The following is a 16,554-nucleotide window of genomic DNA, read 5'->3' as shown; positions in this document are numbered from 1 at the left end:
ATGATCTGGATCTCCATGATGCTGGAGCAGTGGTTGCAAGGGCATGCGCCCGACATGCGCCTGAGCGCGGGCTGACCCGACCCTTCGGCGCTTCATGCTCTTTACCAGCACTGCTTTTTTCCTGGTTTACCTGCCGGTCGTACTGCTCGGCTACTACCTGGCCGCCCGCCATTCGCCGCTCTGGGGAGCTGGCTGGCTGTTCATCGCTTCCCTGGCCTTCTATGGCTACTGGATGCCGGAATTCACCATACTCCTGCTCGCATCCATCCTCTGGAACTATTGGATAGGCCGGAAAATCTCCTCGCATGACCCGACCGGAAGCGATCCCGTGTTGCGGAGCACGGCCAAGGCCTGGCTGATTGCCGGTGTCACGGTCGACCTGGTGTTGCTGGCCTATTTCAAGTACGCCGGCTTCTTCGTTGCCAATCTCAACGTGGCGCTCGGAACCGCCTGGAGTCTCGGTGAAATCGTTCTGCCCATCGGTATTTCCTTCTTCACCTTCACCCAAATAGCCTTTCTCGCCGACGCCTACCAGAAGGGCACGAAAGAGTACCGCTTCGTTCATTACGGCCTGTTCGTCACCTATTTTCCCCATCTGATTGCCGGCCCAGTCCTTCATCATGCGCAGATGATGCCGCAGTTCAGGGAGGCCAACACCTACCGTCTGAACTTCGACAACCTGGCCACCGGCTTCTGTATTTTCGCCATTGGCCTGTTCAAGAAAATCGTCTTGGCCGATGGCATCAGCCCCTATGCCGATGCCGTATTCAACGCCGCCGACACCGGCTATCAGCCCGACTTGCTCGAAGCATGGATCGGGGCGCTGGCCTATACCTTCCAGTTGTATTTCGATTTCTCCGGCTATTCCGACATGGCTGTCGGGCTGTCATGGATGTTCAATGTCCGTCTGCCCTACAACTTCAACTCGCCCTACAAGGCGCTGAATATCACTGATTTCTGGCGCCGCTGGCACATGACGCTGTCTGCCTTCCTGCGCGACTATCTTTATATTCCCCTCGGTGGCAACCGCAACGGAGCCCTGCAGCGTTACATCAACCTGCTGCTGACCATGGTGCTCGGTGGCCTGTGGCACGGCGCCAACTGGACGTTCGTATTCTGGGGTGCCCTGCATGGCCTCTATCTCGTCGCCAATCACGGTTTTCAGGCCTTGTGTGGAGAGCGTTGCAGCGCCTTGCGGGGCAGTACCACATTCAAGATATTTGCCTGGGGCCTGACCTTCCTGGCGACGGTCTTCGCGTGGGTATTCTTCCGCGCCAACGACTTTGCTTCGGCGCAGACTATCGTTTCCGCAATGCTCAGCCCTGTGGCAGGCGCCCAGACCGCCCTCTGGAATCAGGGTCTCGACGTCGGCCGTGGCGTTTGCTACATCGTGGCGCTGTTGGCAGTCTCCGTCGCCCTCCCCAACAGCAATACCATCGGCGAGCGCACCGCCATGCTGGTCCGTCGCCATTGCACTTGGCCGTTTGCCCTGCTTGGTGGGGCACTGAGCCTTTGCGCCTTCCTCGTGGCCATCAACGCAACGCGCGACAGCGTCAGCGCCTTCATCTACTTCAACTTCTGATGAAAACGCGGCTATTTCCCTTCCTCGCCGGCGTTTTTGCTGTGCTCCTCGCGCTGGAAATCGCGTTCCAGATACTGCCCGTCGCGACGGCGACGCGGAGTGGCTACTACCAGCACCCCTTGATTCTTTCCTACCCGGCTGGGCACTGCTTCATTTCATCGACCGGGTGGGACCTGAAAAATGCCCAGCGCAACTGCGCCAACAATATCGGCTTCCTGGCCGGGCGGGATTTCCTGCCGGACCGGAACGCAATCGGCCTGATTGGCGACAGCTACGTCGAAGCCAGCATGCTGCCCGTAGGACAGCGCCTTGCCGCCATGCTCGAAAATAAACTGTCAGGCCGTCCCGTCTACGCCTTTGGCGGGCCGGGGTCGAATCTGCTCGACTATGCCGAACGGGCGAAATTCGCCGCCGAAAAATTTGGCATCCGGACCTTCGTCTTTATTCTCGAACGTGGCGACATCAAGCAGGCGCAATGCGGGTCTGGCCATATACACGGCGTATGCGTCGATGGCGCAACGGGGCAGGTTCGCAGCGAGACACAGCCGCAACCGGGCGCGCTGAAACGTATCCTGCGCCACTCGGCGCTGGCCCAATATCTGGTTTCACAACTGAAAATCGACGTGTCGAAACTCAAGCCGTCGGCCTGGACTACGCCTGCGGTCGCCAATGCGTCGCCGAAGGCCGAAATTCCGGATGAGCGGCAGAATGCTACGGTCGCCGCCTTTTTTAGCCAAATTTCGAAAATTCAGGACGGCCGCTTTTTGTTCGTCGTCGACCCTGATCGCGGCCATCTGCTGGAAGCCGGGGCAGGGGAGCGCAACGAAGTGGCGGCGCGGATACGGTATGCCGGCGATGGGCGGACAACGGTGATCGATCCCGGTGAGGCCTTCAAGGACCACCTTGTCCGCACCGGCCGCTTGCTCGATGTCGGACCCTACGACCGGCACTGGAACGCCGAAGCCATCGACATCGTGACCGAACTGGTCAGGCGGGCGCTGATTGAGCCAGCACACAAATAGTCCTGCCCCTTCGGCGGGCAGGCAGGTACTATCTTGAACGGATATTGGAAAGACGACGGGATATTTCGGGATGCAGAAAAACAAAAAAATACTGATGGTGGCGTTTCACTTCCCACCGTTCAAAATGAGCAGCGGCATTCAGCGGACGCTGAAATTCTGCACCTATCTTCGCGAATACGGCTGGGATCCGATGGTTCTGTCCGTATCGCCCAAGGCCTACGACGTCATCAATCCGGACCAATTGAAGGAAATCCCCGACGATGTGATCGTCGAGCGGGCCTGGGGTCTGGATACGGCAACTCAGCTCTCCTTTCGTGGCAAATACCTGCGCTGGATGGCGCAACCCGACCGCTGGGCGACCTGGTGGCTGGGCGGCATGTGGACTGGCATGCAGATGATTCGCAAGTACCAGCCGGATGTGCTGTTCTCCACCTTCCCGATTGCCACGGCGCACATGATCGGCCTCGGCCTCAGCAAGCGTTCCGGCCTGCCCTGGGTGGCCGATTTCCGCGATGCGATGACCGAAGAAGGCTATCCGCGCGATCCGCTCACCTGGCGCGTCCAGCGCAAGCTTGAAGCGGCCTCCGTGGAACAATGCACGCGGGCCCTATTCACCACGAAACTCACCCGTCAAATGTATGCCGAGCGCTACCCGCACATTGCCGAGTCGAAATGGGGCGTCGTCGAGAACGGCTACGACGAAGACAATTTCCTCGACGCCCAGCGCGGCCTGGAGGAGGCGCCGCTCGGCAAGCCAAACCAGATCACGCTGGTGCACAGCGGCATCCTGTATCCCAAGGAGCGCGATCCGCGCCCCTTCTTTGCCGCCATTGCCGGTCTCAAGAAAGAAGGCGCGATCAGCGCCGATACGCTGCAGATCGTCCTGCGCGCCACCGGTAGCGACGACCTTTACCGGCCGCAACTGGCCAGCCACGGCATCGAGGATATCGTCCGCCTCGAACCGGTGGTCGCCTATCGCGAGGCGCTGCGCGAAATGCTGCGGGCCGATGGCTTGCTGCTCTTCCAGGGCAGCGTCTGCAATCACCAGATACCGGCCAAGATCTACGAATACTATCGCACCGGCCGGCCGATCTTCGCGCTGGTCGATGCGCCGGGGATTTCGGCAAAAATGCTCAGGGACGTCGGCGCCACCGATCAGGCGAACATCGCCGATGCGGAGGAGATCGCCCGGGCACTGCGCGCCTTTGTCGACAAGCTCAAGGCCGGGCAGGCGAGCGGCGTCGATTACGCCATCGCCAGCCAGCATTCGCGCCGTTCGCGGACCGGCGAGTTGGCGACAATTCTGAACGGCATCGTCGCGTGATGGTCAGGCAAGCGTACGCCGGGGAGGCGAGCCTTCGATGAAGCTCGACCAGTCGCTCTCAGCCTATCTTGACCTGCTGCGCTTCACTGCCGCATCGGCAGTGCTGCTCGGCCACATGGAGCAGGACGGGCTGTACATGCGCTGGTTGCCGCTGTCCTGGTTCAGCCACGAGGCGGTGATGATCTTCTTCGTGATGTCCGGCTTCATCATCTATTCGAGCACGGTCAGGAGTGCGCGGACCTGGGCCGACTATGCAGCGGCACGGCTGTCGCGGGTCTATTCGGTAGCTTTGCCGGCGGTGGTCTTCAGTGTCGGGCTGGGTCTCCTGGTCGGGTTGAGCGGCGAGTTCGATACGCAGCGCCTGAGTAACTACCGGGATTTTTCAGTGTTGGATGTTGCTAGCAGCCTGATGTTCCTCAATGAGGCATTTGGCTACAAAGCGACGCTCTCGCTCAATCACCCCTATTGGTCGTTTTGCTACAAGGTCTGCTTGGCTGGGTTTTTCTTCACGCTCTATTACCTCCATCAGTCGATGACCCAACTGGTCGGCTACGCTTTCCCGAATACCGAACTGTTGATTGCCCATTCGCTGGCTTGTATGTCGGCGATCCTGCTCACTTGCCTGCTAATCAGCTTCGGTGCCGAGCGCCGACTCGGCGCGTGGCGCGCTGGGTTTGCGGAAATTGCCTGTTTTTCCCGGTCGACCGTGGGATTTGCCCCATGAGCCTCTCGAAACGACCCAACAAAGCGGTTTCCGCCGCCCGCGGGGCAGTGCTGGTCGTAGCCATGCGCTGGGTCGATCGCCTGATCGGCCTGGTCAGCACGCTGATCCTGGCCCGCCTGCTGCTACCGGAAGATTTCGGCATAGTCGCCATGGCTTCGGTGGTGGTTGGGCTGATCGATACCTTACTCGACCTTGGCGTCGGTTCGGCGTTGATCCAGAACCGCGATGCCGGCCGTGAGGATTTCGATACGGCGTGGACGCTGCGCATCATTCAGGCGCTGGGTGCATCGCTCATCCTGTGGTTTACGGCACCGCTGGCCGCCGAGTATTTCCGAGATGCACGGGTGCTCGACGTCATTCGATTTATGGCGCTGGCCATGCTGATCGGCGGCTTCGAGAACATCGGCATCGTGTCCTTCCAGAAAAACATGGAGTTCGGAAGCGATTTCCGCTTCTTCTTCTTCCGCCGGCTGGCAGGTTTCATCGTCACCATCACCCTGGCTTTCTGGCTGCATTCCTACTGGGCGATGGTGATCGGCGCGCTGGCCGGTCGTTCGGCGGGGGTCGGCCTGAGTTTCTGGATGCACGATTTTCGGCCGCGGATTTCCTTCTCGCGTTTCCGTAAGCTGTGGTCCTTCTCGCAATGGGTGCTGATACGTAACCTCGGCGTCTACGGGCAAAACCAGCTCGACAAGTTTCTGGTCGGCCGGCGAACCGATGCCACGACGATGGGTGCCTACACGCTAGCCGACGAGGTGGCGGCGATGCCGACGACCGAATTGCTGGCACCGCTCGGCCGCGTGCTTTTTCCAGTGTTCGTAAAGGCCGCGGATGACGCCGAAAAACTGCGCGCCGTTTTCTGTAAGGCGATTGGTGTGCAAAGCCTGCTCGCCTTGCCGGCCGGAGTCGGACTGGCTCTGGTGGCCCGCGATGCGGTGCTCGTCCTGCTTGGTGACAAATGGCTGATCGCCGTACCATTTCTAGAGGTGCTGGCGTTGATAAGCATTTTCGGGGCCTTGAGCCACAGTAGCGCATATTTGCTACTGTCACTTGGTATGCTTCGCCTACAGGCATGGCTGGCGTGGGCACAGTTGGTACTGATTGGTGCATTGGTGTTGGTGTTTTTTCCGCAGGGCGATGTGTTGGGTGTAGCGTATGCTCGCCTGCTGACTTCGGGTTGTGGTTTGCTGATCATCACAGGGCTGGTCGTTGCCTATGTCGAAGCGGTGCAATGGATGGATTTCTGTCGCCATACGTGGCGCCCGCTTCTTGCTAGCGGCACAATGGCGGCCTGCTTGATCGCTATGCCCATTGCTTCATTGAATATGCCTTTGATGCGATTGTTTGTGCACATTGGCGCCGGGGCCGTGTTCTATGGCGTGTCGCTACTCCTCCTATGGCGGTTATGTGGTTGCCCGGATGGAGCCGAAACTTACCTGCTGGAGCAGGTAGGTATGAAGGGACGATTATTGAGGTGGATGAGGGTATAACTTATGAAATTAAAAACTGCGTTTATTCAGGTAATGGCGCTAATGGCATTATTTAGTCAGCTGTCGCCGGCAAAAAGTGTAGAGCTAAGCGAGATTACCTGTGGCAGATTGATCAATGGTTACGGTCCTTTTGATTATCGTTCAGACAAAAAAGAATTACCTGTTGTTGAGTTTCACCACCTTACTGCACCTGTATTGAGTCTTAAATCTGGGCAGACTGGGGTGCATCCTGGTGGCGATCTTGACTATACATTGCGTGCTTTTCCAAATCATCCTCTGGCGCTAGTTGCCATGGTTCGATTGGGTGAAAAGACTGGCATGAAAAAACCAAAAGGTGCACGTTACCCAGTTGAATGTTACCTATACCGTGCTTGGCGATTTCGAAATGATGATCCTATGGTGCGGATGATTTATGGCGCTTATTTGGCTAAGCGGGGGCGTACAAAAGAAGCGTTGGCCCACTTGGAAGATGCACGCAAAATGGGCGAGGAAAGCGGAAATTTTTTCTACAACCTTGGCTTGATTTACTTTGACCTTAAAGAGTATGACAGGTCACTCTTATGCGCACACCAAGCTTACGCCAAAGGCTTTGCATTGCCGGGGTTACGCGAGAAATTGAAAAAAGTTGGTCAATGGTCCGATCCACTTGATGAGAAGGAAACGCAAAGCCGTGCAAATTGACGGCGTTTATCGGTGTTTGTCGGATTGTGACTTATGGAGGTTGGCGTGAAAGTAGGCATTATTTCTTATCCAATGCTTTTTCAGCGCTCAGGTGGTCTACAGATACAGATAAAAAATACAATTAGTGCCCTGCGACAGAAAGGAGTTGATGCATCCATATTTGATCCGAATATTGATGTGGCAAATGATTTTGATATTTTCCATTTGTTTTCTGTGGCAAATGGAAATTACAAAATTGCTGAGTATATAGATTCAATTAATAAGCCGTTGGTGTGTAGTCCATTGGTTCCTCCGTATTGGGATTCATTTTTGGGTATTAAAGCAAGGTTGCTTGAAAGAATAGTATTTCCGTTATGTAAGTATGCCATCCATACTGAATATTATCAGATGGAGTATTGTTTAAAGAAGGCGAAGGCCTTATTCGCGCTTTCTGAAAACGAAAAAAAATCAATTGTTCGTGGTTTTTGTATAAGTGAAAGTAAGATAATTACTGTTCCAAACGGTGTGTCAGATATATTTTTTGGGGCCAATGATTTCCTCTTTCGTGAGCACTATGGAATTGCCAAGCCATATGTGCTCCAAGTGTCTTCGATTACTCCGCACAAGAATCCCCTTGCTACTGCCAAAGCGGCACGTGAACTTGGGTTGGAGTTTGTCCTTGTTGGCCACGTTTCACCCCATGATCGGGGGTATTTGGACAAGGTGCTGGATATTGGGAATGTGCATTACATTGGGCCATTGGATAATGTAGATCCATTGTTGTCATCAGCTTATGCTGGTGCTGAGGTATTTTGCCTTCCTAGTGTTGCTGAAGTGTCGCCTTTAGTAACGATTGAGGCTCTAGCAAGTGGAACTCCAGTTGTAATGACGAGGAACAACTCGATGGACTCTGTCTCGGATAATGAATTCGTTTTTGAAGTTAATCCAGAATCCATTGATGATATTCGTCTTGCTATGGGCCGATTTGTTGGTTTAAACGTTGATAGTCATCAATGCGCATGTTCAGTTAAGCATTTGAAGTGGAATAACGTTGCCGATTTAATATTGCAAGTTTATGGAAAAGTGTTGAGTTAATAAAACAGATAATGGATGGATAAACAACCGTTATGTGGAGCGATTTTAAAAATAACAGTAAGAAGTCGAATTCTCCCTGTTTTTATCGGTTCTTATGACAGCATCTCCGAAAATAACAGGTTGTTCAGATGGTCCCTAAAAAAACCAATATGCATGCTGCGTCACCAAACGGGGGGTTCCGCTCAGATATCAACGGCCTGAGAGCCTGGGCGGTAATTGCGGTGATTCTCTATCACTTCGGAGTGCCGGGATTCAGTGGTGGATTTGTCGGCGTCGACGTTTTTTTTGTGATTTCAGGCTACTTGATGGCTAGCATCGTCATAAAGGGGCTGGAGCAGGGTAGCTTCTCGATTCTTGCTTTTTATGACGCTCGTATTCGCCGCATTGTTCCGGCATTGCTGATGGTTTGCGCACTGTTGCTTGCTGCTGGCTACTTCGTCCTTTCTCCCTCTGATTATAAGTTACTGGCAACTCATGCGATTAGTGCCTTAGGGTTCTTTTCCAATTTCAAACTATGGGATGAAGCTGGTTATTTCGACGTATCTTCTCTGGATAAGTGGCTGCTACATACTTGGTCGTTGTCAGTTGAGTGGCAGTTTTACCTGCTGCTACCTATTTTGCTATCGCTAGTTTGGCGGGTAAAGCCAGGTCGTCTCTCTCTGATTTTTGTCATTGTTTGTGGCGTTGTGCTCTCCCTCAGTCTTTCGGTTGTGCTGACGGCCAGCTATCCGACAACAGCGTTTTATCTTCTGCCGACCCGTGCATGGGAAATGCTAGGGGGCGGATTGGTGTTTATGTTTTCATCTTCCGTCCGTCCTGCTGTCACGTCTGGAAAGTGGATGGAGGCATCCGGTCTGGCTCTGATCATAACGTCTATTTGGGCACTTGATAGCGAGACGCAGTGGCCAGGGTGGCATGCCACATTGCCTGTGCTCGGTTCAATGCTAATTCTCATGGCCAGTCGTCAGGCTTCGCTGTTTACAGGAAGTCGAATCCCCCAATGGATTGGTGACCGATCATATTCACTCTACTTGTGGCATTGGCCCGTCGTTGTCGCGTTGGCTTACAGCGAATTGCAGCATGACACACCAGCTGTCGTCGCAGGAATAGTGTTGACCATAGCGCTTGGAGACATCTCGTGTCGTTGGGTCGAGAATCCGTCGCGTCGCTGGCTTGGTAAGGTTGGCTTACGCAAGTCTATGACCGTTATGGCCATTTCGCTAATAGTGGTGCTGTTGCCAGCCGCGGCGGTTAGATTGGGCGATGGCATCAAAGGGCGGCTTGATCCACTTGTGGAAAGTATTGCGGCAGAGGCAGGCAATTTCAATCCTCGGCGCGACTTTTGTCATAGTCGCAAGGGCAATAGCTCCCCATCCTGCGTTTGGGGGGGGGCTGAGTGGAAGGTAATTGCATTGGGCGACAGCCATATTTCAGCCGTTGTCTCAGCGCTTGCTGCAGTTCGGGAAAATGCGGGTGTAGTTCAGTGGTCCTACAGTGGTTGTTCATTCGTAGTCGGCCTGAAAAATAAGCCAGAAATCGGCGCGAGGCTGGGAAGCGATTATCACTGCGAAGAATTCGTCGAATGGGCTAGGCAACAGTTGGTTGGGGTGCCTCCGGATCTGCCCGTCGTTATTCTGAATCGCTATGCGGCGCAGGCCTTTGGCGCGAATGAAAACCGCAATGTTTTCGAAAGGCCTGAGGTCTATTTCTCAAAAATTTATGATCGAACTTCGCCTGAATTTCTGGAGGAGTTCGGGCAGCACATTATCGATACCGCCTGTGAGATAGCCATTTCCAGGCACGTCTATCTGGTTCGGCCAATTCCGGAAATGGGGTTTGATGTTCCTAAAACACTATCTCGCCGGTTGGCTTTCGGGATCAGGAAGGATGTTTCCATTCCCATCGAGGAGTATAGGCGGCGCAACGAGTGGGTTTGGAAAGCTCAGGATGCCGCTGCCAGACAATGTGGTGTTTCCATTCTTGACCCAACCGCTTATCTTTGTGATGCGGAGCGTTGTTTTGGTAGCCGGAATCTTCAATCGATGTACATGGACGACGATCACTTGAGCGAAACAGGAAACAAGTTGTTGACGCCTATGTTCAATACGGTTTTCGAGAATCAACAGTAAGCACCCTGCGACCCCAGATGCGGTATTGAGCACCGGGTCTCAAGTCCTCCTGTAGGGCTGAGTGCGCCGGAGTAAAAGGATGTCATTCAAATAAGCGAAGGGATTGCGGCCGTTCAGTCTGGCGTACTGGGCCAATCCTTTGATGGAGGGCTTGCCGATGTACAGGCTGGCGGCAGTGCAAGTAGATTCCCCATTAGGCGAAAGGCGAATTTCAGGCGGGTTTTGTTCCAAGGTGTGAATCGCGGGACTTCGAAGAGGTCGGTTGCCGCACCGGCGCTTCCCCAAGCAGTTGAGACAGCAGCATGAAAACCGGCTGCCTCAATGAGCCTAGCGTGCTCTGGTAGGTAGTCTTCCCCAGGCTTGCCGTTTGGGTAGGCAAACAGGGTCACCGGTTCACCAAGGATATTCTCAAGACAGGTTTTGCTATTGGAAATTTCGTCGCGTGCCGTCGATAAATCGATTCTGCTGAGGATTGGGTGGGTTACAGTATGGGCGCCAATCTGCATTCCAGCTTGGCGCATCTTCCTGACTTGTTCGGATGTCATCATCAGCTTGTCGGGTAATTGGCTTCTGGTTAGGCGTGCAATTTCCTGGGTGGCATGGTGGCGGTCGGCTGGCGCGAGGTATTTGGTTTTGTCGAGAATGGCGGAGATGGTGTGTCGCTTTTCCTCGATAGTTCCTGTGCGGTAGGAGGCTAGCCCAAGTGCACTCAAATCGAGCATATTTTGCTGGAATGCTCGGATAGATTCGACGATTGTATCGTTCCACATTCGCCCGCCATCGAGATAGCCGGTGGCAATGAAAAATGTCGCCGAGATCTTATGTTTGAGAAGAATCGGCATTGCAACGGTGCAATTGTCGGCATAGCCGTCGTCGAAAGTGATGACTGCGGCGCGGGCGGGCAATTTTTCCGTTTTCAACGCGTCGACAGCAGCATCCAGAGGTATGACCTCAAACCAGGTGGTGATCCAGGAAACGATGCGGTCGAATTGTTCGGCATCCGGTTCATCGGGAAACAAAGGATCGGGGGTTGGCAGGACGCGGTGAAAAATGAAGACAGACAGTCGTGCTCGTTTCCCGGCCGGCGAAAGCAGGCCCATTGCCTGGCGAATGAAAAAATCAGGAATCATGCGCTCAGCTGTTTTTGCGCTACCAATACGGTATACGAGGTTGCCATATGGGCCAGCAGCCGCAGGGGGGGCAGCGTCTTTATGGCGCTGAGTGCCAGTTTCTGCAAGCCGGACTTTTCGTTGTCGTCCACCAGGTCGAACCGGTCGAAGGCATCAAAGCCGCGTTCCCCCAGATATTTCCGCAGATAGTAGAAGGAGAACCAGTTGACTGCCGGGTACTTTGCGTAATTCACCAGTTCCGGCCAGTCGCTTACAGCGCGTCGTTCGAAATGGTGCTTAAGCGCTTTAGGGTACCAACTGTAGAGCGGCAAGTTGAATTCCTGCTGGATGGGGCACAGGGTGTTGTTGGTGCTGATATAGATCAGCCCGCCGGGGCGCAGGCAGCGAATGGCCTCGCGCAGACAATCTTCCCAAGGCGGCACATGTTCTAGTAGTTCCGGCATTACGCAGATGTCGAAGGAAGCATCCGGAAAAGGTAGCTCGGTGGCCGAGCCAACTTCATAACGAAGGTTCAGCCCATGGTCCGCTGCCCGATTTCTGGCCAATATTATGAGCGGTTCATTGATGTCAATGCCGACGTATCGATGGCCCGCTTCGCTCCACAGACCGCCCTGGGTGCCCGCACCGCAACCGATATCGAGAATATCCATCGACGATGTATCGTGTTGCCTGGCTTTCAGGCGTAGCAACGTGTCGCGCGTGGCTTTGAACCGCTCGAATGTGGCTGGAGAAAGGCTCTGTTGTTCGTAGTAGGTGTAGAAGCCCTCATGCGAACCTGTGTCCCACTTTTGGGCTTTATCGTCCATTGGCTTTCTCCTGGTTGGCGAAGTCTGCCGGCTCAGGCAGATTCCCGATAGTCGGGCAGAAAATGTTGGATGAATTCCGCATGTTCAGCGCAGTTTGTATTGAGCAGTTGGCGTTTGCAGATTCATGTCCGGTTTGGCGGCGTTGCTTTCCGCTGTGCGGCGAAGGGTTTCATCGCGGATGATGCCCTTTAGAACGACGAGTACCAGTACGAGATAGTACGGTAGGTCGAAGTAGGAGAGGCTGAGGAAGGCGCCGCCTATCGCATAGCCAACTAGGGAAACCTGAGTCATGGCCGCGAGGTTTCTGGCCCAGGTTAACTCTGGCTGGTTCCTTGTTTCGCGAATGATGTAACTCCCGTAGCGCCATGCCAGAACGAAGATGGTCAGGAATAGAAACAGCCCAAAAAAGCCGTGTTCGCCGAGAACCTGAAAATAGATGCTGTGCGCAGCGTGGATATCGAGAGGATTCGGGGCGTACATTGCAAACACATCGGCCATATACATTTTGAATCCGGCCCCGATCGGGAAGCGATCAACAGCGACATTCCAAGCCACCCACCAAGCATTGATTCGGCCGCCAGCAGATGCGTCTTGATCGTAGGTCTGGATGGTGCTCATTCGCGCATACCATTCCTCTGGCAAGAAAGGCAGGAACATGGCCACGGCAATAGCCATGGCAATCCCCAAACCAAGCTTTTTCGGGCTTTTCAGCCACAGAAATATAGACATTGCCACAATTGCCAGGAATGCGCCCCGCGAATGCGAGCCAAGAGCGGAGGCAATACAGAGCAGCATGGCAGCGATACAGCCCCACTTAATCCATTTGTTCTCCATCTCCAGTTGAAGATAGCGAAACAGTGGGACGATCATGACTACTGCCAAGGCCAAGGTGTTGTTGTCTGCGATAAAGGTGAAGTCGGGGCCCCAGACCCTGTTTCCTCCACCGGTCAGAATTGTGAATATTCCGCCCTTGATGCCATAGAAGCCAACCGAAAGGGCCAAGACAGCTATGACGGCATTTAATTGCTGGCGATTGCCGATCACCAGAAATCCGACTAGTACCATCAATTGGATTTTGAAAACACGAACCCAAAACTCAAACTCGAATTCCGGATGAAACGAGAACCAAGGAGATACGCCGATCCATAGTACAAATGCCAACATCGTGACGGTGATGCCGTTCCAGGGAAAACGATAGGTTTGCTTAAGGTTGAACAGGATGCCGAGGAAGAAGAATATGGCGCTGATCTGGGCAAATGGCAGGTTATATGCGAAGCCGTAAGTCAAACGGTGCGGATTCATGATCCCCAGCCAGATCCAGAGGAGCAGGCCGTAATGCGGCTTCTTGAGGGTAAACGGCAGGATGCCGGCGACAAGAAGTGTGAGAACGATGTCACGCACCGGTCATGCTCCTGAATAGTGCCAGTTGGGCTGCGGTGGTTTCTCCCCAGCTGAATTTTTCGGCATGTGCTCGAACGTCTGCCCGGCTCGGGTAATCTGCAAAGAGTGCGGCAAACGATAGGGTAAGGGCGGTCGGGGTTCGGTCGTCCATCAGTCGACCGGCAACTGGGGTCGAGACGACCTCCGGGGTGCCCCAGATGTTGGTGGCGATGACGGGCGTGCCGCAAGCCATCGATTCGAGCAGCACGTTGGCCCAGCCTTCGCGGCTTGAGCAGAGGACCAGCGCATCGGCGGCGCTGTACCAGCTACGCAGTTCGCTGTTTTCGAGCTGGCCGGTGAAGCGGACTTTGTCGGCGACGTCCAGTTTGCCGGCGAGCGCTTCCAGGGTTTGACGTTCAGGGCCGGAGCCGGCGATGACCAGAAAAGTGTTTTCCGGCAGTTTGCCCAGCGCTTCGATGGCGATGTGGTGCCCCTTGCGCTCGACCAGATGGCCGACGGAAAGCAGGATTGATTTGTCGTCGGGCAGGCCGAGTTTTTTTCTGGCAAGCGACGGTTCCTCGGGGCGGAAGCGCTCGAGGTCGACGCCGTTGCGGTATACATGCAGTTTGTCGGCCTCGGCACCGAGTCCGGCGAGTGTGTCCATCAGCGCCTTGCAGACGCCGATCGAGGCGTGGGCAGCGGCTGCCGTTTGAACGATCAGCTTGCGCGGATAGGCGTGTTGCGGGATCAGGTTGAGGTCGGTACCGCGGGCGGTAATGACGAAGGGTTTGCCGAGTTGCTTGGCGATGATGCCGGCCGCGATGCCGTCGGGGTAGTAGTAATGGGCGTCGATCAGGTCGAAGTCGAAGCCTTCGCGGATCAGTTTGCGTATCGTCGGTAGGGCGCAGGCGGCGAGTGTGTGCGGTGCGACATTCATGCCGATTTTGGGGGGCAGGAAATAGCGGGGATGAAAGACCTCAATCCCGTTTCGATGCTCGAATCTCGGGGTGGCGGCAAACTGCCCGTATTCGCCGAAGCGCTTTCCGGAAAAAGGAAACCAGGGCACGGGAGCTACGACTTTCGTTTCGACTTGGCCGGTTTTCAATAATTCGCGCAGACGCGTCTCGACGAAGATGCCGTGCACTGGGCGCACGGAACTTGGAAACAGCGTCGAGAAGAGCAGAGTTTTTATCGAGCGAGGCATGGGCTTCGATGCGGGCGAGCGGCTGACCAAGTGGTCAAGCTTTTTTGAGGCTGGTAAGCGCGGTGTAGGGGGCGCGGTAATTTGCCACGCTGTTGCGCCAGTTTCTGACTTCCTCAACAAAGCTGCGCCCGTTCTTCTTCAGCTCCGGCCAGCATTGCCGGTTAGCGAGTAGGTTTTGTATCGCATCGGCCAGTGCGTTCTTGTTTCCGGCCTTGAACAGGATGCCGGTCTGGTTGTGCTTGACCAGCTCTTTGTGTCCACCGACATCGGAGGCCACGAAGAGTTGGCCCTGGGCCATCGCTTCCAGCGGCTTGAGCGGGGTGACAAGTTCGGTCAGGCGCATCGGATGTCGGGGATAGGCGAGGATGTCGATCAGGTCGTAATAGCGATTGACGTCCTTGTGGGGAACGCGCCCAGTGAAGATGACGATATCTTGCACGCCCAATGCTTCGGCCTGTTTGCGCAGATTGGCTTCCTGCGGTCCGCCACCGACGAGCAGTACGCGAATGTCTGGATTGGCGGAGACCAGGGCGGGCAGTGCATCGAGCAGCAGGTCCAGCCCTTCGTAGGCGTAGAAGGAACCGATGAAGCCGATGACCGTTTTGCCGGTGAGGCCGAGCTTGCTCTGAAGTTCGGCATCCGGTGGGCTGGCCAGCGGGAAGGAGTCGACATCGACGGCATTGGGGATCACGGTGACCTTGCCGACCGCTATGCCGCGCGCCACGATGTCGGCGCGCAGGCCTTCGCAGATGGTAAAGACGTGATCGACCTGGCGGATGGCCCGGGTTTCGAGGGCTCGTGTGGCACGGTAGCGGAGGCTGCCTTCGCAAGTGCTGCCGTGGTCTACGGCAGCATCTTCCCAGAAGGCGCGGATTTCATAGACGACTGGAATGCCCAGTTTTCGGGCCACTTTGATGGCTGGCAGCGCATTGAGTACCGGCGAGTGGGCATGGATGATGTCCGGGCGGACTTCGCGGGCGACTTCTTCGAGCCGGGCCTCGAGTCGCTTCATCAGGGCGAGTTCCTTGAGAATCGGCAGATTTGTGAGAGGACCTTCCGGCAGCGGTGTACGATAGAAGCGCAGGCCGTCGACTTCCTCGAGCGGTGCGGTGTATTTGCCTTGCTTGGGCGAGGTCAGGTGGAAGGTTTGCCAGCCCAGCCCCCGTTGTTCGCGCAGCAGTGCGGCGGTACGGAAGGTGTAGCCACTGTGCAGCGGGATGGAGTGGTCGAGGACGTGAAGCGCGCGGATCACGCCTGCGCCTCCGGTTCCATGACGTTGCGCAGGAAGGCTTCGTACATCAACAGGGTCCAGATCGATGCGCTGTAGTCACGGCTGCCGTTGTTGTGGCTGCGGACCAATTCCTGCAGGTAGTCCTGGTTGAACCAGCCAGTGTCGGCCAATCGCGAGCCGAGGATGGATTCCTGCACGCGCTGTTTGAGCGGGCCGCGGAACCAGCGTGCAAGCGGCACTGAGAAGCCCATTTTCGGGCGGTAGAGGACGTCGTTCGGCAGGTAGGGTTCCATCGATTTCTTGAGGACATATTTGCCTTCCTGGCCGCGGATTTTTTGCGAGGAGCGCAGGGTGGCCAGCCATTCGACCAGTTTGTGATCCATCAGTGGTTCGCGGACCTCCAGCGAATGCGCCATGCTGGCCCGGTCGACCTTGGTGTTGATGTCGCCGACGAGGTAGGTCTTCAGGTCAAGGTATTGAATCAGGGCCAGCGGGTCGTCGGTGTTGGCTTTGGCGGCATGTTCCCGGAACACTTCGCTGGCGTCGTAGCCGCCCAGTTCAGCTTTGAATTCGTCGCTAAACAGCTGCCGGCGCATCGGCGCGCGCAGGATGGAGATGGAGTGGAAATAGCCTTCGACCGACGTTCTGGCCATCCCCTCGAAGGTTGTTTTGGCGCGGAAAACGCGTGGTGCCCAGTCGGCTTTGGGGTAGAGCTTGCCGAGGGTGCTGAAGAGCGGTCGGCGCAGGCCTAGCGGCAGGGCCGAGCGCATCTTTTCT

Annotated in this window: 14 protein-coding genes; 8 read left to right on the top strand and 6 right to left on the bottom strand. The window is 55.6% G+C overall.

Annotated elements, in window-relative coordinates; all coding sequences use genetic code 11:
* The first annotated feature begins 94 nt into the window (after nt 1-94).
* The 8 genes from CVT63_04810 to CVT63_04775 all read left to right on the top strand — a co-directional run bounded on the left by CVT63_04810 (nt 95) and on the right by CVT63_04775 (nt 10,026).
* Nucleotides 95-1,582 carry a membrane-bound O-acyltransferase family protein gene (locus tag CVT63_04810; protein ID PKQ28054.1) on the top strand — a complete coding sequence of 496 codons (1,488 nt, stop codon included), beginning with the start codon at nt 95-97 and terminating at the stop codon, nt 1,580-1,582.
* Nucleotides 1,582-2,604, top strand: a complete 1,023-nt coding sequence (locus tag CVT63_04805; GenBank protein ID PKQ28053.1) for a hypothetical protein — start codon at nt 1,582-1,584, stop codon at nt 2,602-2,604. The genes CVT63_04810 and CVT63_04805 overlap by 1 nt, the downstream gene beginning before the upstream one ends.
* A gap of 70 nt (nt 2,605-2,674) precedes the next feature.
* Entirely contained in the window at nt 2,675-3,928 is a 1,254-nt protein-coding gene (locus tag CVT63_04800; protein ID PKQ28052.1) for a glycosyltransferase, read from the top strand.
* Nucleotides 3,929-3,965: 37 nt separating this feature from the next.
* Entirely contained in the window at nt 3,966-4,652 is a 687-nt protein-coding gene (locus CVT63_04795) for a hypothetical protein (GenBank protein PKQ28051.1), read from the top strand.
* A complete protein-coding gene (locus CVT63_04790; GenBank protein PKQ28050.1) occupies nt 4,649-6,142 on the top strand; it encodes a lipopolysaccharide biosynthesis protein in 1,494 nt (497 codons plus the stop codon). The genes CVT63_04795 and CVT63_04790 overlap by 4 nt, the downstream gene beginning before the upstream one ends.
* Before the next feature lie 3 nt (nt 6,143-6,145).
* Nucleotides 6,146-6,823 carry a hypothetical protein gene (locus CVT63_04785; protein PKQ28049.1) on the top strand — a complete coding sequence of 226 codons (678 nt, stop codon included), beginning with the start codon at nt 6,146-6,148 and terminating at the stop codon, nt 6,821-6,823.
* A 33-nt stretch (nt 6,824-6,856) separates the two neighbouring features.
* Entirely contained in the window at nt 6,857-7,897 is a 1,041-nt protein-coding gene (locus tag CVT63_04780) for a glycosyl transferase (protein ID PKQ28048.1), read from the top strand.
* A gap of 128 nt (nt 7,898-8,025) precedes the next feature.
* Nucleotides 8,026-10,026, top strand: a complete 2,001-nt coding sequence (locus CVT63_04775) for an acyltransferase (GenBank protein ID PKQ28047.1) — start codon at nt 8,026-8,028, stop codon at nt 10,024-10,026.
* A gap of 113 nt (nt 10,027-10,139) precedes the next feature.
* On the opposite strand, the gene CVT63_04770 is transcribed toward CVT63_04775, so the two are convergent.
* The 6 genes from CVT63_04770 to CVT63_04745 all read right to left on the bottom strand — a co-directional run.
* Nucleotides 10,140-11,156, bottom strand: a complete 1,017-nt coding sequence (locus CVT63_04770; GenBank protein ID PKQ28046.1) for a carbohydrate esterase family protein — start codon at nt 11,154-11,156, stop codon at nt 10,140-10,142.
* Entirely contained in the window at nt 11,153-11,962 is an 810-nt protein-coding gene (locus CVT63_04765) for a hypothetical protein (GenBank protein ID PKQ28045.1), read from the bottom strand. The genes CVT63_04770 and CVT63_04765 overlap by 4 nt, the downstream gene beginning before the upstream one ends.
* 84 nt (nt 11,963-12,046) lie before the next feature.
* Nucleotides 12,047-13,363 carry a putative O-glycosylation ligase, exosortase A system-associated gene (locus tag CVT63_04760; GenBank protein PKQ28044.1) on the bottom strand — a complete coding sequence of 439 codons (1,317 nt, stop codon included), beginning with the start codon at nt 13,361-13,363 and terminating at the stop codon, nt 12,047-12,049.
* Nucleotides 13,356-14,546, bottom strand: coding sequence for a glycosyl transferase family 1 (locus CVT63_04755; GenBank protein ID PKQ28043.1), 1,191 nt, complete (start codon nt 14,544-14,546; stop codon nt 13,356-13,358). Before CVT63_04755 ends, CVT63_04760 begins: the two co-directional genes overlap by 8 nt.
* Before the next feature lie 34 nt (nt 14,547-14,580).
* A complete protein-coding gene (locus tag CVT63_04750; GenBank protein PKQ28055.1) occupies nt 14,581-15,795 on the bottom strand; it encodes a glycosyltransferase, exosortase A system-associated in 1,215 nt (404 codons plus the stop codon).
* On the bottom strand, nt 15,795-16,554 hold a 760-nt coding region (locus tag CVT63_04745), incomplete at its 5' end, for an asparagine synthetase B (protein ID PKQ28042.1). The genes CVT63_04750 and CVT63_04745, both read right to left, overlap by 1 nt.

It is taken from the genome of Candidatus Anoxymicrobium japonicum (assembly GCA_002843005.1).
GTDB lineage: Bacteria > Actinomycetota > Geothermincolia > Fen-727 > Anoxymicrobiaceae > Anoxymicrobium > Anoxymicrobium japonicum.
This window is presented reverse-complemented; position numbering and strand designations above follow the sequence as displayed.